This is a genomic window from Desulfobacter hydrogenophilus, assembly GCF_004319545.1.
Lineage (GTDB): Bacteria > Desulfobacterota > Desulfobacteria > Desulfobacterales > Desulfobacteraceae > Desulfobacter > Desulfobacter hydrogenophilus.
Map to the genome: position 1 here is coordinate 2,171,446 of NZ_CP036313.1, position 26,532 is coordinate 2,197,977.

Consider the following 26,532-nt stretch of genomic DNA (forward strand, 5'->3'; position numbering starts at 1 on the left):
GCTTGGTAAAATTAAAACTTTAGAAAAAATTTTTAATCATCAAAATTCCCTTCAGGACCTTTTTCCATCGTGATATGGGAGGCCTTTTCAATAATTTGTTCCCGGGTCCATTCATCTTTTTGTTCAATTTTTTTCGCTTTGAAGCCAGCCATGTGTGACTGGGTCTCAAAAATTTGTTTTTTTACCAGGTCCGCTGTATCTGTCGCGTTAAACACGTCGGTGAGCAGCGTAAATACAAAATTTTCAACGTTTTTGACCATTCGCTCCCGAACCGGCGCATCCTGGGCTGTCAGAATATTTTCAAAGGGAAGGTTCAGTTTTTTAAAATTCCCTTTTTGCCAGTCATTGGCTGCGGCAACAGTACACATTTTTTCCCACGTGGCCTGGGAAACACCTTTACCAGGCTCTTTGATAAAATTGCCAGACTCATCCATGATGGCATTGCCGAAATCATTAACCTTTACCCCCCAGGAGATCATCTGAAGGGCCGTGGCAACATTGGCTTTTGTGGTTCTTGTGTTCTTGGCAATCTGGCGCAACCGGTCGGAATTGTTTCCTGATGTACCGTGCTGGGCTCCGGAAATTCCGTAAGGGGATAGGCAGTTATGGATTTGTGCCGTCAACTCGACATTGATGCCTGAATCGCTTTGTTCAATGCCGTGGGTGGTGCCGTTGTTCAGGGCAATCCAGTCCGGGAAAATGCTGTGGGCATTGAGCCCCTGGATCAGAAACAGGGCTTCTTCGGCGGTTGAAATCCCCTGTTCTCCTTTTATTTCACCCACTTCAGTTTCAAGACCTGCCCACTCAGGCACATACGGATTTAATTCAATATTGGCCAAAAGATTCTGGTCATCGGGCATGTGGGATGCGTCAATGGCAATAGAGGTGATCCCGGTATCAAATAAAGACCGGATTTCGGTTTTTGCAGGTTCAACCTCTTCTGGTTTTTTAATTCCGAAATGGTCTGCATGGATAGCCACGGGAATGGTTATACCCATTTCATTCATATACGCGTCGGTCTGTCTTGCAATGTTCCAAAGGCTGGTGGCGCAATAGGCCCCGGTACCACCCTCGGAGCGGGCAATCTCGATGATAACTGCAGCATTGGCACGTTGTGCTGCGGCAAGGGTCCCTTTGATGACAAAAGCGTTTCTGCCGTTCGCCGCAATGGTCATGCAGCCGCCTTTGGCCAGCATGGCGCGGTCAATATATTTACCGCTGACAATTAATGCTTTTGAGCTGGGAAAGCATTTTTTCACATTGGGGGGTCTGCCGTAATCGAGCAGTTTGCGGTATTCTTCGGATTGTGAATAGGTCATGATGAAATCCTCCCGTATGTAAGTAATATCTTGTATGTAAAGAATGGTTAGGAATCATAAACTTTTTACATTAAAATAACCTAAAATCAAGTTCAATAAAAGAAGTGAAGGCAATTTTTAAATGAATGAATGAGTGTTCATGGCTTTTGGGGGTGGAGATAATAAAACTGAGTGGTCCGGGTATGATAAAATCTGCATGTGTTAATGTTATTAAGCTATTAGATATATTGATATAATGGCTTCTATTTTGAAAGTTTTTGCAAGGCTTGACATTTGTATGGATCTGTAGTTAGTTTGCACAAATTTATTGTCAGATAGATGATCCGTTGTTCATTTAGGTAAGAGAAGGATGAATATATTTGCAGAAAAGTAAGTCCGAGAAATATCATAAAATTTTAAACAGTGCCGGAGCAGTGTTTGCGGAACATGGTTTTTACAAAGCCACCATTTCACAGATTGCTGCCAGGGCTGGGGTGGCGGACGGCACTTTATACCTTTATTTCAAGAACAAGGACGATATCCTTTATCAGTACCTGAGCTTTAAAACAGATGTGGTGTTCGAAAAAATGAATGTTGCCGTGGCCAAAGGCACAAATGCGGAAAGCAAGCTGAGAAATTTGATCCGCTGTCATCTTGAGGAATTTCAAAGTGATAGAAACATGGCAATTATTTTTCAATCAGAAGTGAGATATCTACGGGATATTGAGTCTCAGGTTAAGAATATTTCAAAGATGTACCTTGATCTGTTATCCGATATTATCGAGCAAGGTCAGATTGAGGGTAGCATGCGTCAGGATCTTTTTGTCGGGCTTGTGAAACGGTTTATCCTCGGGGCTGTGGAGGGTGTCATTTCCACCTGGGTCAATGCCCATGGCCGCTATGATCTTGGGAGCATGGCAGATCCGCTGGTGGACCTTTATATGACGGGCGTCCGGGGGGGCTAAAACTAAACCCCGCCAAGCAGGAACCAACACTGTTTTTTCCCTTCCAGATATTTTTGGGGAGGGAAAGTTACGTTGAACTCAATTTTATGCTTTTTTCTTGACGCCAAAGTAGATGTCTATTAAAGCACACTGAGCCTGAATTCACGATTTAAATATAATATGGAGGTAAGTCAAGTATGTCTATGATCATTGCTCCGGCAAACTATTTGTTGTTCGGCTTTTTTCCAACAGTGATTTTTTCATTTTTTTTGCCGGTAATTGGTGTCGGGCTTTTTACCTACATCATAGCCCGGAGAATCGCTCCTCTGGTCCGCGCCAATCCGGACTATCGCTTTAACAATATTCCGGAACGGATTAAAAACCTAATCGTTGTCTGGTTGGGACAGATCCGCCAGCCTAGATATATGCGGGCAGGAATACTGCACATCATTATATTTGCCGGTTTTTTAATCCTTTCCATCCGCTCCACCAGCCTTGTCATCATCGGTGTGTTTGACGGATTTGTGCTGCCCGGGTTCGACGGCAGCCTTGGTGCTGTTTACAATTTCATTAAAGATTACGCAGCCACCGCCGTTCTTGTGGCCTGTATTATCGCGGCCTACCGCCGGGCCATCATCAAACCGGCCCGCTATGCCGTGCCTGAAAAGTATGGTCATGACCATACGGCAGAAGCGGTTTTTGTTCTGGGCCTCATCGCCACCCTGATGATTTCAGAAAGCATGTTTGACGCATCTGCTGTCGCCTACAACTATCAGGCCCTTGGTGAAGCCCATTTCCCGGCAATTTTTTCGCTGGCCTGGTTTTTTTCAAAGATACTTAGTGTTGTATCCTTGGAATTCCTCCAGGGCCTGCATATCATTATGTATTATGTGCATGATTTTACCTTCTTCTTTTTTCTGTGCTTTTTGCCTTTGGGAAAACATTTTCACGTCATCACCTCTATTTTCAACGTCTTTTTCATGCGGGTGAAAAAAGGCAATATCAAACCGGTTAAATACGGTGTTTCCGATGAGGAACTGGACAACCTTGACTCCTTCGGCGTTAAACACCTTGAGGATTTCACCTGGAAGCACATGCTTGATTTCTACTCCTGTGCAGACTGCGGCCGCTGTTCCGACCAGTGTCCGGCCAATGCAGCCGGCCGTCCTTTGTCCCCGCGGTTCATCAGCATCAAGGCCAGGGATCTTATTTTTAAGAACTATCCCATTAAGTCCGGTGTGATTTATAAATCCGACAAACTTCTGGTGGAGGATATTTATACAGAGGATGAAATCTGGTCCTGCACCACCTGCGGTGCCTGTGAGCAGGAATGCCCCCTGGGGATTGAATATATTGATAAGATAGTTGACCTGCGTCGTGGTATGGTAGATGAGGGCATGGTGCCCCAGTCCCTGCAAAAACCCCTTAAAGCCCTTGAAAAACGCGGCAACCCCTATGGTAAAATGGAGAAGAAACGCGCAGACTGGGCTAAGGAAAAGAACTTTGCCGAAACCCATACGGTCAAGGATCTGGGCAAAGACAGCGCCGATACCCTGTACTTTGTAGACAGTATTACTTCCTATGACGACAATATCCAGGACATTGCCCGCAGGACCGCCATCATCCTTGAAAAGGCCGGCGTGGACTTCGGCATCCTGGGCAAGGACGAAAAAGACAGCGGCAACGAGGTCGTCCGGTTTGGTGAAGAGATGCTTTACCAGGAGCTCAAAGCCCAGAATACCGAAGCCATTCTTGCATCCGGTGTCAAACAGATTGTCACGGCCGACCCCCATGCCCTGAATGCGTTGAAAAAAGACTATACAGGCCTGCCCCCTGTCAAACATATCAGTGAAATTGTCGCTGAAAAGATTGAATCCGGTGCGCTGACCATGAAACCGTGCAAAGATCGGGATAAAGTATATGTGTATCATGATCCCTGTTATCTGGGTCGCCACAACAGTATTTATGAATCCCCAAGACAGGCTATGGATGCCATTGCCGGCCTGACCCGGGTGGAATTGGAAAAGAGCCGTGACCGGTCCTTCTGCTGCGGCGGCGGTGGTCTGATGCTGTTTTATGAACCTGAAGAAGAGACCCGCATGGGGGTTCTCAGGGTGAATATGGCAGCCGAAGCCGGCGCCAATGTGATTGTCACGGCCTGTCCTTTCTGTCTGGTAAATATCCAGGATGCCATTAAGGTGGCCGGAAAAGAAGGCGAGATGGAAGCCCTTGATTTTACGCAACTCATTGAGGAACATTTGTAAATATTCGTTCAGCACCCCATCTTCACCTATTTTGGCCTGCTCACATAGCATTAGTATGCTACGCAGTCCCAAATAGTCGAATATGGGGTACTGTCCAAACATTTAGCTAATCATTATCTGCCGGGTTTGGTTTAATACGCCCGGCAGATTCAAAAAAATAAGCTTAAGGAGGAAATAATGGAAATTTTGGTGTGCGTCAAACGCGTTCCAGATACTGCTGAGAACGAATTTGAACTCAATTCCGAAGGAAATGATCTGGATCGTGATGATCTGGTTTATTCCGTGAACGAGTGGGACAACTATGCCGTTGAAGAAGCCATTCAGATCGTGGATAATCTGGGCGGCAGCATAACTGTTGTAACTGTGGGTGATGATGAGGCTGAAGAAGTCCTGCGGCGTGAGATGGCCATGGGTGCCAATAACGGCGTTCTTCTTTCCGACGACGCCTTTGACGGATCGGACGGCAGAGGTATTGCCGCCATTCTCAAAGCTGAAGTTGAAAAAGGCAAGTACGACCTGATTCTTACCGGAGCCCAGGCCGATGAAGGCGCGGGTCAGGTTGGCGGCATGCTTGCGGCGATGCTGGATTACCCCTATGCTTCTCTGGTGAACAAGATTGAACCCGCTGACGGAAAAATTAAAGTGGGCCGGGAAATCGAAGGCGGCAACCAGGAAATGAACGAAATTGAGTTGCCCTGCGTGCTTTCCATTCAGACCGGTATCAATGAACCCCGTTATGTCGGTATCCGCGGTATCCGTAAGGTGGCCAGTGTTGAGATTCCTGTAAAAGGTGCCGGTGATCTTGGTGTGGATGCCGGCAGCGTGGGAGAAGCCGGTGCAAAGATCAAACGCGTGGATTATTTTGTACCTGATCTGGGCGACGGTGCTGAAATGCTTGAAGGCTCCACCGATGAAATTATTGAAAAACTGATTGAGAAGCTGAAAGCCAAAGGAGGTCTTTGATCATGACACAGATTTTTGCATATGTTCCATTTAAAAACGGGGTGGCCGGAGATGTGGCGTTTGAATTCCCGGGTGCTGCAAAAAAGATTGATGCTGGTGCATCCGTCACTGCTGTTGTCTCAGGTTCCGGTGCAGACCTTGAAAAGGTCGCAAACGAACTGACCAAGGTTTATGCTGAAGTCATTAAGATTGACAATACCGCCCTGGCCTATCCCAATGCCGAGATCGTGAGAAAAGCTCTGACCAATATCATTCCGGCTGACGCCATTGTGCTGGTGCCCCATGATACATTCGGCATGGATTTGGCTCCTGGCCTGTCCATCAAACTGGATTCCGCCTATGTGGCTGATGTTGTGGATTTTGAAGGCATGGACGGTACTACCCTGAAACTTATCCGCCAGGAACTGGGCGGTGCTGTGTCCACCCATGTGACCTGCAATGCGGCTGCGGGCGCTGTTATCACCATCCGTCCGGGCGCATTTGCTCCGGTTGACGGGGGGGCTTCCGGTGCCGTGGTTGACAAATCCGGTGATGCCGGTGACCTTTCGGCCAAAAGAACCTTCCTGGAAGTGGTTGAGGCGGAAGTTGGCGATGTTGATATCACCAAATCCGACGTTCTGGTTTCCATTGGCCGTGGTATTGAAGATGAAGACAATATTGAAGTTGCCCAGGAACTGGCTGACGCCATGGGTGCGGTGGTTTCCTGCTCTCGTCCCATTGTTGACGCCAAATGGCTTGAAAAATCCCGTCAGGTGGGTACCTCCGGCCAGACCGTTAAACCCAAAGTTTACATGGCCATGGGTATTTCCGGTTCCTTCCAGCACATGGGCGGCATCAAGGGCAATCCCTTTATCGTTGCTGTGAACAAAAATCCCAAAGCACCGATTTTCCAGGTTGCTGATGTGGGTATCGTGGAAGATATTCTTGATTTTATGCCTGAACTCCAGGAAGCTATTGAAGAACTCTAAACTACCATAAGCAGATTGCCGGTGGTCAGTTTTTCCGGTATGTAACAAAAAAGCCCTGCGGACTTTAAAGCCTGCAGGGCTTTTCTTTGTTTAAACAGCAATTTCAAACCGGATGGCCGGGTGGTGCTGGTAGTCCGTTAAAACCGTGTCCTTGTACTGCCAGTCAAAAATAGAGCTAAAAGAAGTGGTTTCTATACCAGGCAGGTCAAAGGGTTTTCTTTCAAGCTGTTGGGTCAGTCCCTGCACATGGTTTTCATAAATATGGGTGTCCCCCAGAAAGCCCACAAGGGTGCCCGGTTTAAAACCTGATTCCAGGGCCAGAAGCGTCAGAAGAAGTCCATAGCTTGCAATGTTAAAGGGCAGCCCCAGGGCTGTATCCACGGATCTCTGGTTCCACAGCAGATTAAGCCGTCCGTTGATGACTGTGACCTGAAAACCGTAGTGGCAGGGCGGCAGGGCCATCTGACCCAGATCTATGGGGTTCCAGGCCGATACGATCATCCGCCGGTCATCGGGATTGGTTTTCAGGGTGTCCACCAGGTTTTTAAGCTGATCTACCCCGGCCGGAACCGGAGCCTTGTCCCAGGCCTGATATCCACCGCCAAAATGCCGCCACTGGAACCCGTAAATGGGGCCAAGTTCCCGTTCGGCCATCATCCTTTTCCTGGTCTTATCATCATGCCCGTAGGCGATCTTCGCCGGCGAGCACCATTCATCCCAGATGTGGTTGTTTCTGTCCCGCAGCCAGTTTTTATCGGTGATGCCTTTGATAAAAAATTCCAGTTCTTGGGCCACAAGGGAAAAGGGCACATATTTGGTGGTCAGCAATGGAAATCCTTGGGCCATGTCATGTTCAAACATGGCCCCGGCAATGGCAATGGTGTTCACGCCGGTGCGGTTTTCCTTGACCTGGCCCTGGTTAAGTACTTTTCTGACAATATTTGAATAGGCGTCCATATGCGTGTCCGTTTGCATGAAAATAGAAACAAGAGCCAAGAAACAAGAGGATGAAGCGCCTGCGGCGCCTGGTTTTACCCTGTATTTCTGGTTCTTTTAGTTTCATTGTTTGTTGTGGGCTTTCGGCCCATGTCCGTTATTGCGGTTAAATGGTGAAGAAAAATTCAGGCAATTGTACCAGACGATTCTGAAAAATTCATCCATTTGCTTATGGAATTTAAAAATGGTGCAAATATGGAGTGCAACTTCCATTTTGTTCCGATTTTTTGGGGTTCGGACAATTATCAAAGAGCAGATGCTCATTCAAAATGTCATGGGCCGGTAAGGCTTTCCAGGATCCAGAAGACAGTCTGAAAACGCCCGGGCCTGGGTCTGGATGGTCCTGCGAAATGAAGATGTTCCCTTGAAATGATCTTCCAGATCTTGTGGGGTAATCGTTCGCTTGACCGGAACATAGCCGGATTTGCCCTGCTGTTTGTTCGCCCACTGCTGTGCAAAAATATCACCTCCTGTAAATACTGAGGAGCCATTATCGCATTCAACAGTTTTTTAGCTGACCCGGTAGACAGGATGTTACGCATAGGAAAACGAAAAAATTCTACCATGATTTTTTCTGACATAGGCCAGGCCCTGGTGAAAAGAGCGGTCATGAAGAAAAGAAAAATGCTCCTTATTTAACTGGAGTGATGCCTGCCTGATCTGTGTTTCACATTCCAGAAGGCGAGGCTCAAACACATGCCCCGGGATCAGATCCTCCATAAAGGCCAGGGGTTTAAGCGCCATGACTTCAATTGTCGGTCCCAAAGAAGACTTAAGACAGATATCCAGGCTCTTCTCGAAAAGTCTTTTCGCCATTTCTTGGTCTTTCTGCAGTACCGCGGCCCGGGCCAAATTAAAACAGGCGAGTTGCCAGGGATGGTCCTGCTGCCATACATTGGGGAGATGGGTCACCAGGGCAGAATAAAGTGCGTTAAAATCCTCAGGGGCAGATTTTGCCAAAAACCGGCAGAGCAGGGAAATCTGCCATTGGGTTAAGTTAGACAGTTGTTCCGGAACCGTTTCCAACTCCTGAACTTCAAGGTATATTTTAAGACAGGATAAAGCGCCATCCATATCCCCTGCATCCAGACGCGCCAGCGCCAAGTAACAATATTGGCGCATCCATTCAGGCTTAAACTCCGGAGATGTATTTTCTCCCAAAGCCTGCCTTGCTTTCCCGGATAACAGCTCAGTTTTCTGAATAAAGCCAGATCCATAGAATGCTGCGTTTTGAACCAGAGTGCCATATAATCTTCCCAGGGACAGGTCTACCCGGCAGCCAAATTCCTGCTGCATGCTGTGACGTTTCTCAAGGAATTCAATCAGCCGGGCCAGGGTTGGCAGCAACTCTATATAAAATTTATACCGGTTATGGGCCGCCACCAGGGCATGATTAAAAAAGTCCGTTACCAGGTTCATATCCAGTTCCATAACCCTATCTGTCAGTGCCATTCCCCGGACTTCCCATTTTTCAGCCGTTTGGACATCGCCCTGATGATTTGCCAGGCTTAAATTGGCCGCAATCCATCTTAAGCAGGCCATTGGTGACGATTCCGGCAGATTTTCCGGGGCCTGTCTGACCAGAGCAGATGCTCTATTAAGCTGGAAATCACTCACCATTACGAGAAATTTCCGGGTAAACTGATCAAACAGCACACTGTCACCAAACACCTGTGTTAAAAGCTTTTGAACAAGGGTGGTTTCCCGGTCAATCCATTCTCCGGGCATGCTGTCCATTCTGCTGATAAATGCAGCTGGATTTTGAAGGGCCCGGGAAAAAATAAAAAGCAGGTTGTCCTGCCGTCCGGAGTAAAGCGATGCCATGGTCCAGGTTTCAGCAAAATCATTGACCGGGACCAAGTCCCCGGCATCATGCCCCGGCCCGGGACTCCCGTCTGCCGGAAGGATTATGCATTTGAATCCATTTTCATTTTTCCTGGCCGCCTGGATTTTCAGATCAATATGTCCCACAGGCATCACCTTTTCTGAATGATCCAGACAACCTGTGGCAATCAATTCCCGGGACAGCGGTTGTTTATGTGCCAGACTTTTAAATCCAAGTCCAAAGGCCAGGGCCGCGGATCCGTCCTGGAACTGAAGCCACCCATTGTCCGGTGCCATGGGATAAAGAACAAACCGTCTGTCCGTAGGGTCCGGGCTACAGTGCCGGGCCATCTGTTCCGCAGTGACTGCTGATTCCCGGAATTTTTCATCCATGATCTGCTTCGCCCATTCAGGAATAAAAAGCCCCTGGTTTTTCCGGGGCACAAGCCCGGCAATAAACCAGGCCACCCGTGCAGTATCGTTGCCTGCGGTCAGCACCGGAATCCTGATCCAGTCCCCTTGCATTAATAGCTTATAGTCCATACCCAAAATAGGATCAGGCAGGGTATGCTGGACCAAAAAATCTTCAGCCCAGACCGGAGGGGCGGGGTCAATTAAAAGCTGTCCCCAGAGGCTGTAATGGAACAGTTTTTTCAGAACCGGATCATTGATAAACGATTCAATTTCACCAAAGGTTCCGGCAAATTCATCCGGTCCTGTGTCATGCCAGGGTTGACATGCCATCTCCAACATCATTGACTGAAAATGGGGGACGCAATTCTTTGCTGTAAACGCCATATGGCTGATGGTGTTAAATGTCATGCCGGTGGATTCTCCTCATAATGAACAATAAAAAGAGCCAGACTTTCGGACGAAGAAAGGGGCCGCTCAAATATTGCAATGAACCTCTCCGTGTCTTTTTCCCAGATCCAGTTGCATGCCATCAATATTTTTTTTGATGCATCTTTTATATAACATTGAAAGTCATCCTGGCAGATATCTTTGGGAAGCCCCCGGATAACACCACTCACTGAAAAGGATGACGATGTACTATCCGTATGAATGATCTGACACACAACCGGCCGGACCTCCTGCATCCCGGCCCTGTTAAAGGAAAAATATGTTGCCGTCAATGTCTTGTTGTCTTTGCCTAAAACCCCTTTTTCAGAAGACGTCATGGGCAGGGCATGTGCAGGAAACTGCAAAACAGCCATGCACTCTTCTTTGCTTTCTGGAATCCAGTCCCAGGAAATTCCGGTAAACCATTCCTTAAGTTGCTGTTGCATCTTTTCAAGAGTGACAGGGATTGGTGTCTTTTCAGCCAGTGCTATAAGCTGCATGGCCGCCATGGAAGCAAAGGTATACCCGGTTTCCATCTCAATCTGTCTGAAATAAAGCCTGGGATCATCCTCTTTTAACGGCATGGTTTTCCGTGCCCATTGGGGCAGATATTCCGGGGAGTGATTCATTTTCAGTACGCTTTCAACCACGTCAGTATCCAGAGTTTCAAAGCAGGTCCCCAGAAACTCTTTTGCCAGGGTATAAACATTCCAGGTTTCAATGAACAGCCCGCCTTTGTACATTTTCTCGGGCAGGACAAGGTCTCCCGGACCGGCCAGCGCGAGATCCTGCCAGGTCTGGGCCACCAGTACAGTCCCGGTGCTATTGGTCTCCTCTTTCAGGACAACCACTTCAGGCGGACTGTAAAAGAAATCATTCCGCCAGCAGGCTATTCCTGGAGTCAGCGCCCGCACCTGACCGGGGCAGATAGCCGGGTTCTCCTGATCCAATGGGATTTTTGCTCCCAGACTTGATGATAACTGTTCAAACGCCTCTTTTTCATTCTTCAATTCTGTGGCGCAAAAGGGGCAAATATCCAGATGACGCTTGATCTCTTTTGAATACTGAGGATCATTTTTTACCTGTAACGGCGGGCAGGTTCTTAATTGTTTTGCCAGAGCCAATGCCTGGTTTCTAGTATACATAGGATTTTCCTTTTATATGAAAGTCCCAATAAGTTGCTAAATTACTTTCATGTTTTGTTGTGGGTTGAGCGCCTGGGTGTTGATAGACCAGGTAAGCCCATGGCTGTTATTAAGATGCTTCCTGAAACCCTATTTCGGAGCTTAATTTCCGGCACAGGTGGAAAAGAAAAGTTTTAAAATCTCCAGGATCCTGTCCGTCAGCATCATACTCGGGTGACACCCAGTTCAGTGCCCGAAGGAAAGTTTTAAGTTTTTCCCGGATCAGGCCCCGCCGATAGGAATGGTGGGATTCCTTATCCATAAGCTTTGCAACCTCTTTATGAGTAAAATCTTTGCATTCATAATAAAAAAACAATTTTCTGTCCCGTTCCTCATCCTCATCCCCAAGAAAGTTATAAAAATTGCAGGCCCAGGTAGAAATCATACTTTTTTTAAATTTATCCCAGGTATCTTCATGACCAGGCGCATTTTTAACAGGATTATTCAGCGTCACATCACCGCCCGAAACAGGATGGGATTCAGTCTGGAACCGCAGGACAACATGCTGGGAAGTCCAGGTCATGAAGTCCAGAATATCAATCCGGACAGCAGGATCGTCCGCTAAGCCGGCGGCAGCCCCCCAGAAATATCGCGCAAGGGATAAAATATTTTTTTTTGTATTCAATTGCTCAAAAATCGTTGTCATCTGACCGGGAAACTCAATAGACAAGAGATCCTCACCCATCACAAAAGTCCCTGGTATTTCCTCTGACATGGATAATAAAGTTTTTTTCGGGGGTGCTTTTGTCTTAAAAAAGTCGCCGGAATCGCCAAGGACGGCAAGGATATGGCGGTAAAATAACCGCCAGGTATCTTTATGGATATCCTGATTTCCCTCTTTTTCTCTGGACTTATCAATTAGCCGTTGCCACAGAAACTGCCTGATTTTCGCCATTGCCCCGGGGCGTCTGTTGACCAGATCGCTCATCATGCATTTGTCTTCCAGCAGAAACGCCATCAACTCCTGCCTAATGTCATCCGGATCAATCGTCTCCGGAGACAGCCCGGAAAGAGGCAGCTTAGACATTTTCATTTTCTGGTGTACGGAAACAATCAGCTTGTCAATGAATGCCTTTACCTCGGGTATTTCAAGCCAGGCCTGGAACAGGCTTATCAAATCGTTATTCCCCATTCTTTTTCCTTTATCAATCAATGGCTTGTATGGCATTTACCGGAATTTCCCCCTTGAACCGGAGCTTCACAGCCTCTGATGCCGGAATATTAAACCGAATGTGATCAACAAAATACGTTGTTTTTTCCATGATATGCCCTGTGTAAAAAAGAGAAGTGCCTTTATCCACCCATGTTTTGTGTCTGTAACCGGACGAGGAACACGGACACACGGAAAAGCCTATGCCGCCTGCCACTGGATTCAGGGCAACAATGGGATGTGTGCCTTTCGGGTTGGCCTTGGCGGGAAAAATTCCTCTTGTCAAAGTCTTCAGTGTCAGGTTTAATCCGCCTTTAAAAAAGAAATGTTTGCGCCAAAGGGACAGAGGCAACCGGGCCCCGTCCACCAGAACCAGTTCAAGGTCGGTATCAGCCGTCATGGTTCGGCGCTGTTTCCCCCAGATGGAATCAAAAGTAAGTTTGGATGATGTTTCAGACATGAATATGTTCCTTTATTCTCATTGAGATAATTTCCCGGCATATATGAATCAACCGTTTGTCCGTTCAGGAAACCCTGACCTTCCCTGACCAAAAAGCCTCCCTGTCTTGCTCCGGCCAAAAAACATAATTCCGATGCCGCAGGATTTAACGCTTCCCTGGCATGGGCGATTGTAACCAAACTGATACATGGTTAACCAACTCACTATCAAGTATGCGACATGGTTGTCAAATAATATCAGAGCCATTTTCTCTCCTTGTGAAAGATGTATTTGCAGCTCGTTTTATGGCAGTCAGTTTAAACCGGCTGACAATCATGTTGACCAGAAACGCTGCCACAATAAAGCCAAACCGGCTTTTGCCAAGCTTTTATATGATTCAGCATCGGCACAATTTCCAGGCGGTTGCCCGCAGGGTCATTGAGATTTGGAAAAGAGGTCATGATCAGTCTGTTATCTTTTGATGGTTTCAGGTTAGTTACCTAACCTGTTTTGGGGCTTTATAATTTTCGGATGTTTTTCATACACCCCGGCAGGGATGAAGACACAGGATTCATTCCTGGACTTCACTGACCGGTACTTTATCGCCTTTCCTTTTTTTGCAGCAGCCGCGCCCATTTTTTTTCCTAATTTGGGACCAATAACATTATTCTTTACGGTTCCCCTCAAATCCTTGTATGTCACCTGCTTTCTGATTTTAGCCGGAGCGGGGTTCTTCATGTTGATGGTGTTGCGTTTCAAATACTTGCTCTCTTTGAACTTGAGTACGGCACCGGAAGTTTTTGATTCAATCCTGGCAGTTGTCTTTTTGGGGGCTAAATACACCCCCTTGCCAAATCTGGCGGCACTTTTCATTCTGGCCTTGCTGAAGCCTTTCTGCATTATTTTTCTGGCAGCCGCTTTCCGGGTGGCATGAAATAAAAATGCATCACAGGATGAGTGATACAAACCGGCGTCCAAAAGCATAAAAAAAATTAAATATAGTACCGTGCGGTTCATGATTCTCCTTTTTTTAGGAACGGGTCTTAAATAACTTGCCCATTTTGCTATATCCGGGAGCGCGGGCGTCCCGCCTGCATGTCCGCAAGTATTGTAAAGATGCGGGCGAGACGCTTGCGCTCCCAGGTTAAGTTTTTTCGGACTCATTCCTTAGTCCATATGCCATTGCCTGATGGCCTCATCTATCGTCTTTACCCATTCTTTTTTGCGTTGTTCCAGCCGTCCTGATATCCTTTCCTGCCGCTTTTATCCGTTGGGGGCCTATAATGAGGACTTGAACCTCCGGATATGATGATATTTATAAAGCCATCTTTCCTGCTTTTCTTTTGATCCTTCTGCCCTTTTTTGTGGTAGTCTGTTCCCATTTCGCCGTCCTTTCATTTAAGATTTCCAGGTCCCCGGGGATGTATCTGCCGTTACCAAGATATACGGAGATGGTTTTTGCAAATTTAAAAAAAATATTGCGAATTATGGCTGAAAATCTTCCCAGAGTTCCCTTACCTCATCAATCCATTCGACACATTGTTCCTGCGTAAGCTCATCCATGGGAATCCGGGTGACCCAGTAATTAAATTTTCTTAACTTGTTCACCATGGCAGGCCCCCGTGTCAGGTTGACGGAATGAACCAGTATAGGAACATCATTGGGGATATAGTGGATCAGGGTGTCCACCACACTCATCCCGTTTAAGAGTTGATCGACATCGTTAACCGTATGTTCCTGAAGATCATGATCCAGCATTATTCCGGCATATACATGGCCTTTGTCCCGCCGGATTAAACCAATGGCCTTGCCTGCACTGGTAACGACCACAGGCCTTGCATCCGCAGGCAGCCATGCTTTAATCAAATTGACCCGCTCAAGATTATCTTCCACGATGAGAATACGGAAAAAACGCTGTTGTCCGGTCATAAACACCCCTTCCTCTTATATTTTTAGAAATTTAGCAGATCTGAATGCTTTGATAGATACTCCGGCACATCAAGTCTGATGCCGGGCTTTTCTGATTTGCGCGTTACAGCTTTCTGAAATAATATCCGCCATATGACAACAGATACGGAGATGGTTTTCGCAAATTTTAAAAAAAGTGTTATTGATCAGGAAAAACTATGAGGGGGGAGAATCGAAATCATTACCCATTATACTGAGTGTAGCGTTGAATTTTTATATAAAAGTAACAATAACCTATTGAATTACTTTTATATTTCATTGTGGGTTGAGTCTGGGTGTCGATAGAATAGGTCAGCCCATGGCTGTTATTTCCGGCTATCGTTTTCTTCCAAACCCGAATATTCGCCCTACTATTCTAAAGGGCAGAACCACCAGTTCAAAAATAATCTTGCTGGCAACCCGTTCAAATATCCGGCCTCCCATTAAAATCTTGCAGGTAGTGATCACCATCCACACACACAGAAGCAGAAATGCCCAGAACGGCAGCATCTCTATAATCGTGCCGATGAAAGGTGCAAGGACGAGAATAAGACAGACTGTAACCACTATGGACCATGCCTTTGCCCCGCTTATCAGGCCAAGCATCAGGGCAAATCCTGCGCCGACTATAACAAGGATATAGGCCTCTTCCGGTATGAACATCCAAAGTGTCTGCATTGCGTCTCCTTTCTTTTTGATTCCACGCTAAGGAATGAGTTCGAAATAACTTAACCTGGGAGCGCGGGCGTCTCGCCCGCATCTTTACACTCGATGATCAAGTTTTTGTTAATTTGCCCAACTTCGGCGTTGGGAACAATTTTTAATCCTCAAAATATGTTGTATATTCCTCCGGTTAAAAATTGTTTCCGCCTTGAATTTAAACAAATTACCTAAAAACTTGATGATCGAGTTACACTTTACAATACTTGCGGACATGCGGGCGGGACACCCGCGCTCCCGGATATAGTAAAATGAGCAAGTTATCTAAGACCCGTTCCTAAATTAAGAAACGTCTCTTTAGCCCTGTGAATGTATACGGAAGTGAATTTCAGATTTTAAAAAATTTGTTGATAATCAGATTTTTTTAACAAAGTCTTTTTTAAGAACATGCATGATTCAACCTGGGGTCACAATACAGATCCTTTGTGATGGCAACGATTCTTTCATGGGACAGAACGGTCCCGCAGGAAGGATTCTGAATAATGGTGAAATCATGCCCTCGGCCGTCATACCAGGGATCATTATTATAGTGGAACCGGATTTTTTTCATGTTCCCCTGGGGACCATAAATTCTGCTGTCTTTTCCCTCTTTTTCAAGCCTGGTATACACCTCTTCCTTTTCAAGCACCTGGCCCAGATAGGGTAAAAAATATTCTGTATTGGGATCTGTGGCGATTATTGTGATATCGTTTTTTGTTGCCAGGGTCATGATAAAACCGTTTCCGCCGGGGCTATGTTCCTTATCGCTTCTGGCCCAGTATTTGAACAGCATACTATTGTAATCTTTTATAAATAACGCGTCGGCCATGCCGATACCACTCATACCCCGTTTAAAAAGAGGCAGGGACAATACCTCAAAGGCTGTCGCTGACGTGCGCTGAAAATTTTTCCTGTACTGGGCATAATCTTTTCTGACAAGACTGAATAAAGTAGACAGGGGCTCTTGCGTCCAGTCCAAAGACTGCGAGGAATCAGGATCTGTCCCCCGAACCAGGCTCTGGGTCAGTATTTTCATTATATTCATGCCCTCGCCTAGAACAGAGCTGTTATGATCGCCGGTTTTAGGGCGAATTCTTGAGATATAATTTGATAAAGAAAGCAAGGCCACAAACGGCGTTTTCATCTGACCAGGATCAAGCATTTTAAAGCCGGCGTCCACCTGGGCGGTATAGTCTGCCAGCAGTTCAGCCCCTTCCGGCAATTCCCCGTTTTTAATCAACTCAGATGCCAGATAAGCAGACGCACAGCAGTCAAAATCCGGATTCCTGTGCAAAACAATATTCACCGGCAGGCTTTTCTTGTATGGATTGATCTCCACAGCACCAAGGATAAGATTGGGCTGGTCCACGACAATCTGGGCCGCACATTTATATTGTTTGGGGCCGGTCTGAACCTGATGGTGGTCCAGTATCCCTGTCTGAATTTTATTTCCGACATCCAGATATATCTGATTTTTTTTCAAAGGGTTGTCGGGTGTATCAGCCAGCCCACCGACATTTACAAAGGAATAGAGAATCTTAATCTTCCACCTCCTTTAAAATTTTTTGTTTCAGTTCAACACATTTATTGTCCGCTTCATATAAAAGATCGCTGAAGGCCTTGAACTCTGCGGTAAACTGTTCAAGAATATGATCGTTCTTATAGGTCAATTCATGGGTTTTTGTGGCCCAGGCATTTTGAAACCCGGTCCGGATCTGGACCTCAACCCTGGGTTTGAAGCCGATATTTTCAACAGGAACTTCTAAAATGACATGAATGGCCCGGTAGCCGTCATCATTGGGTGTGGCGATTTTATCTTTAATTTTTTTAACAATGCAACTGCCCTGGGGGGATGAATTGATCCGGTTCAGTATTTCATAGGCATCGGAAATATATTTAACGATAATTCTGAAGCCGGACAAATCATCAAACTGTTTATAGGCCCGCGCATCTGTAAATTCTTTTCTGATAAGTTTGGAAAAAATGGAGTGATGGTTTTTTACTCTGGACTGAGTGGTTTTTTCAAAAACAGAATAGTTTTTTTCATTTTCAAAATTTTTTAAGATTCCCGTAATGGTTCCCAATGCTTTTGAAAGCGCAAGCCTGCTGATATCAATATCTTTTTTTAATTCCTGGAAAAAACCCTTTTGGAAATCAAACTTTTTAAGCAGGGCTCTGGTAATGTCAAAGCCGCAGGAACCGGCTTCATCCATCAACGCCAGGGTCTGTTTCAGGTCTTCCACTTATTGGCTCCTTAGGGCCCTTACATGCCGGCTGCAAAGGGCGTCAGCCATTCTTGAACCTTTTGTAAATTACGCATTGATCTGCTTTAATGCCGCTATATATTTTTCTTTTCTTGCCAGATCTTCCCGGGTGGGCTCTGGAATGCGGCCCATGTCCATATTGTGGGTCAAATCAGCAATCTTTACACGCTTTGCATTTTTGTTGGTTTTTACTCTGTCGATATAATCGAAATAAGATTCTGCATCACTTTTGCTCAGACATTTAAGCGCTTCCACGATATTCGGGGAAAAACCCAGGGCAATTAAATCAATATCACTGTAGTCTGTATCTTCCATGACATCATGGAGGACCGCGACAATTCGTTCCGTATTGGTTTTCATGCACAGCATGACATGTAAGGGATGCAGGATATACGGTTCTCCGGCTTTATCCACCTGCCCTTTATGGGCGCGGGCAGCAAGAATAATGGCATCTTCTAAATTTGCAGCAGTTTTAGGCATATAAACCCAATAAAAAGTTAATCAAAAGTGATCATTTGGGGCCTGTAGCATTTCAATACCGCCCCGGCTTCATTAAAATATGTTTCCCAGAAATTTTTTACTTCATCATATTTTTTCTGGGTCCCGGCATAGGCCCCGGAAACATATACGTTAATCCCGTTTAAATCCGGCAGACGACTGCCTTTTTTCTCTGTTTCAATGATTTTTCCGGGCAGCACTTTCTTTTTCTGGAAATTAAAAAATTCTGATTCTTCAATCATATCGGAAAGGATAATCAGCTTTTTTTGTTTTGCATTGACATCATCAAAGTATAGCTTTGATAACCGGATAGCAGCGATGATTTCAGTATTATTTGCTTTTGCAGCACCGCTGAATGCTCTGGCAATCTGTTCCTTAAACGCCAGTTTGCTTTTTCTTACCTCTTTATCGTATTTTAATTTTGACTCCCAGGTCCCCTTTTTTCTGAAATACATATCTGCAATAATATCCGGTTTCCGGCTGCTCTGCCCTGTTATTTTGAATATGGTGATCTGCTCATCCCCGGTTATTTTTTTGCACAGGTCTTTTTTCTTAACTTTTATCCCAGGGCTTCTGCAACCGGTCACCAGGGTTACAGCCTCCCAGTATTTAGGCAGGTTCTCCCCCACACTGCCTGAATAATCAACAATCATAATCAGATGTCGGCCGACCCTGTCATCATCTTCTGCAAAACACTGACGGGATACCCCTGAAACGACCAGTAAAACAATGAGTGCAGTGAAAAGAGCTTGTTTATTTAGCATCTGACGCCTCCTTTAATGTGCTTTCAGGGCGAACCGGTTTCAGCGCATCGATAATCTCACTTTTTTCCTGAGTGAATCGGGTTCTCATCGCATTCAGCCGCTGCACGAAGTCATTGGGCATTCTGTCGAGATCAACCCCGATGGTCTCTTTAAAACACATGGGTTTTGGCGCACCTTCCTTTTCATAAGCGTCTATATACACCGCTCTTAACTCTTTAAACGCCGATTGGCAAAAATCAATCACCCGCTCTAATTCATTGACTTCCTGGCGCCAGGCTGAAAAAATGTTATTCAACTTCATCTTCCCCTGTTTATAATCCTTTTCAGACTGTTTAAAGTCTGGATCTGAATAATGGCTCATGTAAGAACTTATGATTGATACCGTAAACAAAATGGTATTAAAAATAAAAAAGAAAAGAACCACCAGATCAATCTCCACCCCTTCTTTGAAATACTCCAGTATCAGTGCCTCTTCATCCCCGGTGAAAAATTTAAGTCGAATCCAGGCGATTAGAGCCAGAAGGACAATCACCAGCAAAATCAGCCCCAGGGACCTGAATTTTACCCCTTCCGATTTTATCCATCCGCCAATGAAGTGGGCCAGCATACTTAAAAAAAAGGAGAGACCAAATGCAAGCAGGTAGGTAAAATAGGTATATTCATCCCCAAATGCCTGAAATACCGAATAGTTGATCGGCACCTCCACCATTATAATAACAAACATAACGATAAAGTATGTCAGTTTGTTCCACTGAACGTGGGGAACCATATAATTGCGGTTTTTAAGGCGCTGGGAAAAATCGTCCTTTGTCCTGTGGAACTCGTCTAACACTGGATCAATCATATTTCGCCACTGACGGATTCTTTCTGCGTGATAATCGACCTGAGACTGAATCCGCCGTTCCCAGAAGTGCTGCGTCTCTTTTTCATACTGGGAGGCCTTGGTCTGCTGAACGGGAATTTTCTTTTTCTGAGCGTCCTCAGTACCTGCGAGTTTTGCTCTTTTGAACTCCTTTTCAGGTATTTTTATATTTCGGCAGAGAGCATATTTGCCATTTGCCTTATATTTCACCGGAGACGTTTTCTCGCGATTTAAAAAGCCCATTGTAAATCCTTTCATAACGTTTTTCAGAAGTCTGTGCTGCTCTCCTGGCAGTGAATGATCTCATCCAGATTTTTCAAGACCAGTTGTTTAATCTCAAATGACTGGGGTTTGAGAATGCCTTTTTCCCTGGATTTTTTATTAAAATGCTCAATATAGGTTATATCCATTTGTTCGGCAGCAGCTTTTAATTCATGCTGGACCTGATTGCATAAATTTAAGTTTTCAATATGCTGACACCTCAATTGAGTGATTTCATCGCTCAGCTTTCTGTATTTTTGAAACAACTGCGGATAGTCAGGTTCAACATCGTATGCCAGATGTGTTAAAATAAGCACCAGAAGCAGCAGGATATAATTGCACAGGCCCAAAATAACGGCCTCGCTGGCAAAATCCCAACTGTCCAGTATCAGAAAAATAACACAGGAGTAGAGGATAAAAACGATCCCGGTATACACCATATTTATGTGTCTTACGCCGTAGTGGCGCTGAAATCTGCCGCCAAAATACCCGATGGCCGTCCCAAAGAAACCCAGGAGGCATCCCGAAGCGATTTTAAAAAAAATAATTTGGAAAATCGGCGTAAAAAGATAGGCATCAACAATGGAAGCCATGATAAAGAAGCTGGCCAGAAAGATAGCCAGGCCTGTTTTATTCATTAAAATTTCAGGATCCCGGTCACCTAATTTCTGCCTTAACCTGAAATACTCTTTCTTCACAGGAAGCAGTCCGGACTTAATCTGATTATAATCCTTGTTGATTGCCTCCTCACTGGCAATAAAATGATTGCAGATGCTTTCTATGCCCTGCTCAAATGCTTTTTTGTATCTATACTGATTCGGGGTGTGGCCTGAAAACTTATTATCTAGGACAAACGCTTCTGCATCCCGCTCCCCGTCCTGGTTTGGATAATAGTTGGTATACCAGTCATCTATAAACGCTTTGGTGGATTTTTTAATTGAAAAATGAAATGCCACGGTTACCTCAAATCTGAATAATTATGAATTCATCATACAACCATAAAAAAAAGCCCGATTCTGCAATCCTCATCCTGATATCAGATACGGATCCGGACGAGGTGTTTTTAAAAAATAGCTGAAAATATAACGAAATTTTCTATACCATCATTCCTACTGTTTTCACAACCCGGGCAACTTTTTTTTAAATTCCATAACACGTGATCACATTCAAATAGTGTAACGAGATTTTCCATTGGAGACTTATGAAATACTGTAAGGCTAATACCAGGCGATTTTCCTAAGCGCTTATGTTGATGAAGTTAATAAGCGTGCTGAAAAGTTTGTCTTAATCCTCTCTAATCGAGGCAGTCTTTCTAAGGATCCCTGGTATGCTAATCACAGTGAGGATCAGGAAGGTCTTAATCCTCTCTAATCGAGGCAGTCTTTCTAAGGATTGTGTTTGCGCTACTAAGCTCTTTATTGTTAAGTGGGTCTTAATCCTCTCTAATCGAGGCAGTCTTTCTAAGAAGTCAACGGTAATAGGTGCTGGAATGGGACTCTTGTTTGGATGGTCTTAATCCTCTCTAATCGAGGCAGTCTTTCTAAGTATTTTTGACAAGTTTTGTTGGAAGCCTTCCTACTTTGTCTTAATCCTCTCTAATCGAGGCAGTCTTTCTAAGTGGAGCACACCCTTGGCTGTCAATATGTCAAAATGTCTTAATCCTCTCTAATCGAGGCAGTCTTTCTAAGTCGTGCAGAGGAAACAAAATCACTTACACCCTTGTAGAGTCTTAATCCTCTCTAATCGAGGCAGTCTTTCTAAGATGATCGCATTGATCATAACAGACGCACAAGAGTTTACGTCTTAATCCTCTCTAATCGAGGCAGTCTTTCTAAGTGGTATTCCTAGGGAGACCCGGGAATTTTCCGATGAGGTCTTAATCCTCTCTAATCGAGGCAGTCTTTCTAAGTGGACAAGGAGATTAAAATTTTAGAGCTCCAATTCAAGTCTTAATCCTCTCTAATCGAGGCAGTCTTTCTAAGTTTATTTAACAATAATCTTTCCGCCGTCGCCCTGGACAGTCTTAATCCTCTCTAATCGAGGCAGTCTTTCTAAGAGATGGAATTGGGTGCAGTTTGTCTTTCTGCCTCCCAAGTGTCTTAATCCTCTCTAATCGAGGCAGTCTTTCTAAGTTGCTGGCGTAGCCCGCAGAAAAAAAAGATAGTTTAAAAAAAGTCTTAATCCTCTCTAATCGAGGCAGTCTTTCTAAGCCTTTAATATCGTTGAATAAAAACATTTTCAAAGATCCTGTAAATTTATAACCTGTTGAAAAACGGTACATATTAACATCTGGCAAAAAGTTCGTCAATCAGTGTCTGACAGGGCTTAAGTTCTTGCATTTTTGGCCTCATTTTTATGTTATATAATTGATTTTACATCAAAAAATGCAATCTGAAATGTTCGCCAACCGCTGCCGGATTTTGCCGGGTTCCGCCATTTTCGAAAATCGGCTATTTTTTAGATTCTTAACCCACTGATATTATGAATTTTCTCAGACACCCAAAAATCAAATATTCGCCAACTCCTGTGACATTGAAAGGAAGATGGCAGTTGGCGAACTTTTTAAACAGGCTGGTTTTTAGCATGGATATGTCATTGCTATTTAATATCAATGGGTTATCGCTACAACGCGTCTTTCAAAAAAGTTCGCCAATTGAATCGGGAAACAGCCTTCTATTCAAATAGTCATTTTGTTATTTATTTTCAAATGGTTAGAGCTATGTTTTTTGAGAAAAGCACATTTACCAGCGACTAAGGTATGGTTTATATTTTTTCTTACCATGCAGGTACTCCCGGAGTGTCACGGCCTGTTGAAACAGAATATTTTGCAGGGTATCTTTACGGCCTTTATGAACCACCTCCGTACCCAGCCGGGTCATGGTGGCCCCCGCCAACTTTTTACAGCACGCTTTGGTCAAAAAACCGTCTTTTTGTTGTTCAATTTTCCCGCCCCTGTTCAGCATGCTGATAACTGTCCGGTCCACAACAGGCGCCCGGAACTCTTCAATCAGATCATAGATCAGAACAGGTTTACCCGGCTGGTACGAATGCAGAAAACCTGCCGTGGGATTGAGCCCGGCTTTAACAACAGCATATAATGCCTGGGAATAAAGAATACCATATCCATAATTGAGCAGTGAATTGACCGGATCCCCGGCTCCTTTTCTTTTGCGGCCTGCAAATTCAAAATTCCCGGGAAGGACATAAGAGATAAGGTGCCAGTATTTGGATGCAAAATTTCCCTCCAGTCCCATAAGCCCGTTTCTGAAACGTCCGGGCTCTTTGTCCGTATTCAGCGAATTAATTTTATTGGTCAGCTGCTCCAGTTGTTCCTTTTCCTTTTCAAAGGCCTCTTTGTACCCATTATTCCTTTTTTTATACTTTCCGTATGACTTCAGCAGCGCCAGTTGATTTTTGGTTTTCCCTAAAATGAACATCCGGGCCAGGTGCAAGCCTTGTTTATCATCCCTGAGAGCCACCTGTTTTTGAACAATTTCCGCCCTGGCACCTGCCGGATGCTGTAAAACAGCCGTTATGTTGCCAAAACCGTCAATGATATGAAATGGGATATCCTTTACCGCGCAATGGTGCAGTACATTGGTTGAAACTGAGAGCCCCTGTTCAGCAACGGTAATGCCTTTCAGTTCCGAAACCGGTATTTCGGAAACGATTTTCTGTTTCTGCCGGACAACGATACGATTGGACTGAATACCGACAAAATGGCCCGGACTGAGGATAAAAAGCTCCCCGCCGGCAGCTTGCTTCCGCTTAAACTGTCTTCTTTTAACACCTGCTTTCTGATCTGCCTGCTGGATGGGTTTTTCTGATTTCAGCGCAGCCTGACCCTCTTCCCAGATGGCCAGTAATTGTTTCTTTTTTTCTTTTTCGGAAAGAAGAAACTGTGATGCGGGCAAGGGAAGCCGCAGATGAGGCGGTGGTTTCCGGGGCCATTTTCCCTGTTTTATCCGGCACTGTACAAGCCAGCCAAGTAAAGTAATGATCTTTTGTTCAATGAATTGAAACTGTTCCCCGGAACCGAGGAACCCATAATGAAACTGCCAGCCTTTAACGGCCTGACCAAGACGGACAAAGACCTCATCCAGGCTAAGGCTGCTTTTCGGGGAGAGCAGGAAGCCGAGTTTGCTGTTTATTCTATTCCGCTTTTTTTCGCTGATGCTCCTGGTGGTTCCTTTAAAATGGATGCCAAGGAAATCAAACCCTTGTTCAAGACTTGCCACGGGTGACTTATTCTCATTGAGCTGCAGTGACAATTTGCGGGAAAGATAATCTTTGACTGCCAAATCCGCTTCCAGGGCCTGATCTTTGCTCGCGCATTGCAGAATATAATCATCAGCATATCGAACCCACCCCCACTGGTTTTCTTTAACAAAAACATCAAGTTCATGAAGATAAAGATTGGCCAGCAGCGGTGAGATGACCTGTCCCTGCCGGACACCGGCTTCAACATCCTTCCATTTTCCCCCTTTGGCGATAATGCCGGAACGGCACCAGAGCGCCACCAGGGTCACCAGGGTTTTCTCATGGCCCACCAGGTCACTGAATAATGAAATAAGATGGTCGTGATTCAACCGGTCAAAAAAATCATCAACATCCTGTCGCACGACCCACTGGCGTTTCCCGGCGTTGAGATTATGCTCCACCCGCCGGATGGCCCGGTAATGCCCTTTGTCTTTTCGATAGGCATAGCTGGTGTCCAGAAACAGTTTTTCCGCCAGGGGTTCCACAACCGTAAGCAGTGCTTTTTGTATAATTTTATCGGCAACCGTGGGTAACCCAAGATGACGCCACTCTTTTTTTTCATTAAATTTCGGGGTCCGGATTTCCGCAACCGGTTCAGGGGTATATCCGCCCTCTATAATATCTTGCCGGAGGCGACGAAGGTTCTTTTTAAGGTCCTTTTCAAATGCATCAACAGACACGTTATCTATGCCGCCCCGGGAGCCTTTTTGCCTGACCCGGCGGAAGGCATTGAGCAGGTTGGATTCATCCAGAAAGGCATCAAGAATGGAAGCCGTCATATGTTGTAATCCCCCCTATCAGACGATACTGTTGTAGTTTCCCTTTTTAAGTCCGCTTTGTTCCCTTCTGTCGGCACATTTTCCGCAAAGCAGATAAAAGAGTACAGAGTCCTGTTTTGGATTAATGATTTTTTCAATCCTCTGGTAAGATTCAAAAAGTGTAACGCGTACCCCGCAGTTTCATGACGAAATAATGTAACGGGCAGATATCCCGCCGCTATATCCCGCCAATCAAATAAAAAATCATACCCCGCCTATCCCGCCGATAGACCTCGCCGCTGCTTCTTTCAAAATTTGGTACATATAATCTCCCTGATTCAAATTTTGGAGAAGAAATAATGGCAAAGAATTCACGTGGAAGACGACCTTGCTCTATTTGCCGGAAATGGTTCACCCCTGATGTAAGACAAAAAGGGCGGCAGAAAACATGTCGTTCGGCTTGCCAAAAAGAGCTTCATCGAAGGCAATGTGAAAAGTGGAACAGGAAAAACAAAGCTGTTTGCAAAAACAATTATCTGGCAAAAAAACTTGAAGAAGCTGAGGAGCAACAAACATCTGGGAACCTTCCTTCGCTTTCATATCAAAAACAGACAAAACCTGTTTTGCCAATGGAAGTCATTATAGCAGAATACGGGATCAAGCCGGCAATTATCATTCAATATCTGGTTACCCAGGTTATCAGCCATAACAATGAAAAAATACAGGGATTCCCATAAAAGACCCTCTGGCATAAACGACTAATCGAGTATAGATTTTAAGATACATGATTGGAATAACTCATTGTAATATAAAGGGATATTAACAGACTAATCGAGTTTTGATTCTAAGAGACATCATGAGGATAACCAACTGATAATACAAGTAGATATCAACAGAATAATCTCTATCTCAGTTTAAGAGGCAACTGACAGGCGACTCTAACCGGTGATATAAAAAAGCACCTGAAATTTTAAAAATAAGGAGGTGTCTTGTGAAAAACAGATTTTCATCCCGGCAATTATTTGAACTGAGAAACAATATCCCTGTAGATGTGTTGATCAGGGACCATTTACAGATTCTATCCAAGATTAGAGATGGTTATTTTCGTTTTCTATGCCCTTTGTGCAATGAATTTCAAACCGCTGTAAATCCAGCCACGAACCTGGCCAGGTGCTTCAGATGCGAAAAAAATTTTAATACCATTGACCTTGTCATGAAAATCAAGGGCTATGGATTTAGGGATAGTGTCTTGTTTTTGAAACAAATAAATACTGTACCCCAGGTTCAGGCCGCAAAATTGACGGCCCTTGCCGCTATGGTCGGCAGGCCTATGCCGGGAGGGCAGTGAG

General features: G+C 45.1%; 22 protein-coding genes and 1 CRISPR repeat array. Of the genes, 6 read left to right on the plus strand and 16 right to left on the minus strand.

Going from position 1 to position 26,532, the window contains the following annotated elements; translation table 11 throughout:
• Positions 1-32: 32 nt before the first annotated feature.
• Positions 33-1,319 carry a class II fructose-bisphosphate aldolase gene (locus tag EYB58_RS09555; protein WP_111959596.1) on the minus strand — a complete coding sequence of 429 codons (1,287 nt, stop codon included), beginning with the start codon at positions 1,317-1,319 and terminating at the stop codon, positions 33-35.
• 359 nt (positions 1,320-1,678) lie between these two features.
• On the opposite strand from EYB58_RS09555, the gene EYB58_RS09560 reads away from it, so the two are divergent.
• From EYB58_RS09560 to EYB58_RS09575, 4 genes are all read left to right on the plus strand, one after another.
• A complete protein-coding gene (locus EYB58_RS09560; protein WP_111959594.1) occupies positions 1,679-2,263 on the plus strand; it encodes a TetR/AcrR family transcriptional regulator in 585 nt (194 codons plus the stop codon).
• A gap of 176 nt (positions 2,264-2,439) precedes the next feature.
• Entirely contained in the window at positions 2,440-4,506 is a 2,067-nt protein-coding gene (locus EYB58_RS09565; protein WP_111959592.1) for a (Fe-S)-binding protein, read from the plus strand.
• Between the two features lie 177 nt (positions 4,507-4,683).
• The gene (locus tag EYB58_RS09570; protein WP_111959591.1) at positions 4,684-5,469 is read left to right on the plus strand and encodes an electron transfer flavoprotein subunit beta/FixA family protein; all 786 of its coding nucleotides are present in this window, start codon (positions 4,684-4,686) and stop codon (positions 5,467-5,469) included.
• A 2-nt stretch (positions 5,470-5,471) separates the two neighbouring features.
• Positions 5,472-6,437 carry an electron transfer flavoprotein subunit alpha/FixB family protein gene (locus EYB58_RS09575; RefSeq protein WP_111959589.1) on the plus strand — a complete coding sequence of 322 codons (966 nt, stop codon included), beginning with the start codon at positions 5,472-5,474 and terminating at the stop codon, positions 6,435-6,437.
• 90 nt (positions 6,438-6,527) lie between these two features.
• Here EYB58_RS09575 and thyA read toward each other — a convergent pair whose 3' ends face one another.
• From thyA to cas1, 15 genes are all read right to left on the minus strand, one after another.
• Positions 6,528-7,394 (minus strand): thymidylate synthase, encoded by an 867-nt coding sequence (thyA, locus tag EYB58_RS09580; protein ID WP_111959587.1) that lies wholly within the window; start codon positions 7,392-7,394, stop codon positions 6,528-6,530.
• 573 nt (positions 7,395-7,967) lie between these two features.
• Positions 7,968-10,079 carry a hypothetical protein gene (locus EYB58_RS09590; protein ID WP_111959584.1) on the minus strand — a complete coding sequence of 704 codons (2,112 nt, stop codon included), beginning with the start codon at positions 10,077-10,079 and terminating at the stop codon, positions 7,968-7,970.
• A complete protein-coding gene (locus EYB58_RS09595) occupies positions 10,076-11,242 on the minus strand; it encodes a hypothetical protein (RefSeq protein WP_111959582.1) in 1,167 nt (388 codons plus the stop codon). The genes EYB58_RS09590 and EYB58_RS09595 overlap by 4 nt, the downstream gene beginning before the upstream one ends.
• Before the next feature lie 109 nt (positions 11,243-11,351).
• Positions 11,352-12,413 (minus strand): hypothetical protein, encoded by a 1,062-nt coding sequence (locus EYB58_RS09600; protein WP_111959580.1) that lies wholly within the window; start codon positions 12,411-12,413, stop codon positions 11,352-11,354.
• A gap of 13 nt (positions 12,414-12,426) precedes the next feature.
• Positions 12,427-12,891 (minus strand): hypothetical protein, encoded by a 465-nt coding sequence (locus EYB58_RS09605; RefSeq protein ID WP_111959578.1) that lies wholly within the window; start codon positions 12,889-12,891, stop codon positions 12,427-12,429.
• A 471-nt stretch (positions 12,892-13,362) separates the two neighbouring features.
• Positions 13,363-13,887, minus strand: coding sequence for a hypothetical protein (locus EYB58_RS09610; protein WP_111959574.1), 525 nt, complete (start codon positions 13,885-13,887; stop codon positions 13,363-13,365).
• 468 nt (positions 13,888-14,355) lie between these two features.
• The gene (locus tag EYB58_RS09615; RefSeq protein WP_111959572.1) at positions 14,356-14,799 is read right to left on the minus strand and encodes a cyclic-phosphate processing receiver domain-containing protein; all 444 of its coding nucleotides are present in this window, start codon (positions 14,797-14,799) and stop codon (positions 14,356-14,358) included.
• A gap of 354 nt (positions 14,800-15,153) precedes the next feature.
• Entirely contained in the window at positions 15,154-15,495 is a 342-nt protein-coding gene (locus tag EYB58_RS09620) for a hypothetical protein (RefSeq protein ID WP_111959570.1), read from the minus strand.
• 421 nt (positions 15,496-15,916) lie between these two features.
• Positions 15,917-16,999, minus strand: coding sequence for a hypothetical protein (locus EYB58_RS09625; protein ID WP_111959568.1), 1,083 nt, complete (start codon positions 16,997-16,999; stop codon positions 15,917-15,919).
• Between the two features lie 55 nt (positions 17,000-17,054).
• A complete protein-coding gene (locus EYB58_RS09630; protein ID WP_111959566.1) occupies positions 17,055-17,759 on the minus strand; it encodes a GTP pyrophosphokinase in 705 nt (234 codons plus the stop codon).
• A 69-nt stretch (positions 17,760-17,828) separates the two neighbouring features.
• Positions 17,829-18,260, minus strand: a complete 432-nt coding sequence (locus EYB58_RS09635; protein ID WP_111959564.1) for an HD domain-containing protein — start codon at positions 18,258-18,260, stop codon at positions 17,829-17,831.
• 17 nt (positions 18,261-18,277) lie between these two features.
• Positions 18,278-19,042, minus strand: coding sequence for a hypothetical protein (locus tag EYB58_RS09640; protein ID WP_111959562.1), 765 nt, complete (start codon positions 19,040-19,042; stop codon positions 18,278-18,280).
• Positions 19,032-20,147 carry a hypothetical protein gene (locus EYB58_RS09645; protein WP_111959561.1) on the minus strand — a complete coding sequence of 372 codons (1,116 nt, stop codon included), beginning with the start codon at positions 20,145-20,147 and terminating at the stop codon, positions 19,032-19,034. The genes EYB58_RS09640 and EYB58_RS09645 overlap by 11 nt, the downstream gene beginning before the upstream one ends.
• A 23-nt stretch (positions 20,148-20,170) precedes the next feature.
• Complete coding sequence (locus EYB58_RS09650; RefSeq protein ID WP_111959559.1) at positions 20,171-21,121, minus strand: hypothetical protein; 951 nt, start codon at positions 21,119-21,121, stop codon at positions 20,171-20,173.
• A 325-nt stretch (positions 21,122-21,446) separates the two neighbouring features.
• A CRISPR array of direct repeats spans positions 21,447-22,375; the repeat unit is 36 nt; unit sequence GTCTTAATCCTCTCTAATCGAGGCAGTCTTTCTAAG.
• Between the two features lie 531 nt (positions 22,376-22,906).
• Positions 22,907-25,204 (minus strand): CRISPR-associated endonuclease Cas1, encoded by a 2,298-nt coding sequence (gene cas1 / locus EYB58_RS09655; protein WP_111959558.1) that lies wholly within the window; start codon positions 25,202-25,204, stop codon positions 22,907-22,909.
• 338 nt (positions 25,205-25,542) lie between these two features.
• Here cas1 and EYB58_RS09660 point away from each other — a divergent pair, with 338 nt between their 5' ends.
• Both EYB58_RS09660 and EYB58_RS09665 read left to right on the plus strand, forming a co-directional pair.
• Positions 25,543-25,920: a hypothetical protein gene (locus EYB58_RS09660; RefSeq protein ID WP_111953187.1), complete on the plus strand. Its 378-nt coding sequence runs from the start codon at positions 25,543-25,545 to the stop codon at positions 25,918-25,920.
• Positions 25,921-26,174: 254 nt separating this feature from the next.
• Positions 26,175-26,531 (plus strand): CHC2 zinc finger domain-containing protein, encoded by a 357-nt coding sequence (locus EYB58_RS09665; RefSeq protein ID WP_111953189.1) that lies wholly within the window; start codon positions 26,175-26,177, stop codon positions 26,529-26,531.
• The last annotated feature ends 1 nt before the right edge of the window (position 26,532 follow it).